This window comes from Oleiphilus sp. HI0086 (genome assembly GCF_001635225.1).
Genome location: NZ_LWFZ01001389.1, coordinates 1 through 954, shown reverse-complemented (window position 1 = coordinate 954; position 954 = coordinate 1). Strand labels below are relative to the sequence as shown.

2 protein-coding genes are annotated in these 954 nt (G+C 49.0%); both read left to right on the top strand.

The window, feature by feature from the left end; translation table 11 throughout:
* On the top strand, nucleotides 1-262 hold a 262-nt coding region (locus A3756_RS23695; RefSeq protein ID WP_197481505.1), incomplete at its 5' end, for a cobalamin biosynthesis protein.
* 62 nt (nucleotides 263-324) lie between these two features.
* Nucleotides 325-954 (top strand): precorrin-3B C(17)-methyltransferase (locus A3756_RS23690; RefSeq protein WP_082865469.1); only part of this gene is annotated, 630 nt, incomplete at its 3' end.

The following is a 954-nucleotide window of genomic DNA, read 5'->3' as shown; positions in this document are numbered from 1 at the left end:
AATCGATTTGGCGGCATCCCTGGCTTTACCGTATCTCACATGGGACAAAGATCAGTTGGCGACGGTTGAGTCTCAGCTGAGCGTAAAGTCAGATTATATATTCGACACAGTTGGCGTGTATGGGGTCGCTGAATCGGCGGCATTGTATTCGGCACAAAAGACGACGTCTGCGCCAGCGGAGTTGGTTTTATCGAAACAAAAGACAAAGAAAGCCACGTGCGCGATTGCACGGAGCTTTACTAAGACAGCGTCAGATAAGTAATAGTGCTTAGGTCGTATTGGAAAAATAGTTCATTTGAATTAAGAGCAGGAAACAAAATTAGCATGAGTCAGTTATTTGTAGTGGGCACCGGTCCTGGTGATAGATCTCTTGTGGCGCCGAAAGCGCTTAGCGCCATTGGAGCCAGTTCAGATTTGGTCGCGTACGGTTTGTATCTCGACTTGTTAGGTGATGTGTGTGATGGAAAAACACATCACGAGTTACCTTTGGGGGAAGAGATCGGGCGAGCTAAACTCGCCTTAGATCTCGCGGCTAGCGGTAAAACAACCGCCTTGGTTTCGAGTGGCGACATCGGCATTTATGCGATGGCAACGTTGGTGTTTGAATTGTTGGATCAACAACTCTTAAAGCAAGCGCAAGGCGAGGCCTTAGATCATCCAGAATGGCTAGATGTTGAGATAGACGTTGTCCCTGGAATCTCTGCCATGCAAGCGGGCGCAAGCCGTGTCGGCGCCATGCTCGGTCATGATTTTTGTACCGTATCGTTATCTGATTTGCTAACGCCTTGGGAGACGATCGAAAAGCGTATTCATAGCGCTGGCCAAGGTGACTTTGTTATCTCGTTCTATAACCCCGTATCTAAAAAGCGTGATTGGCAGTTGAACCATGCGCGAGACGTTTTGCTCCAGTACCGACCGGCTTCGACGCCCGTTTTGTTGGGGCGCCAATTAACC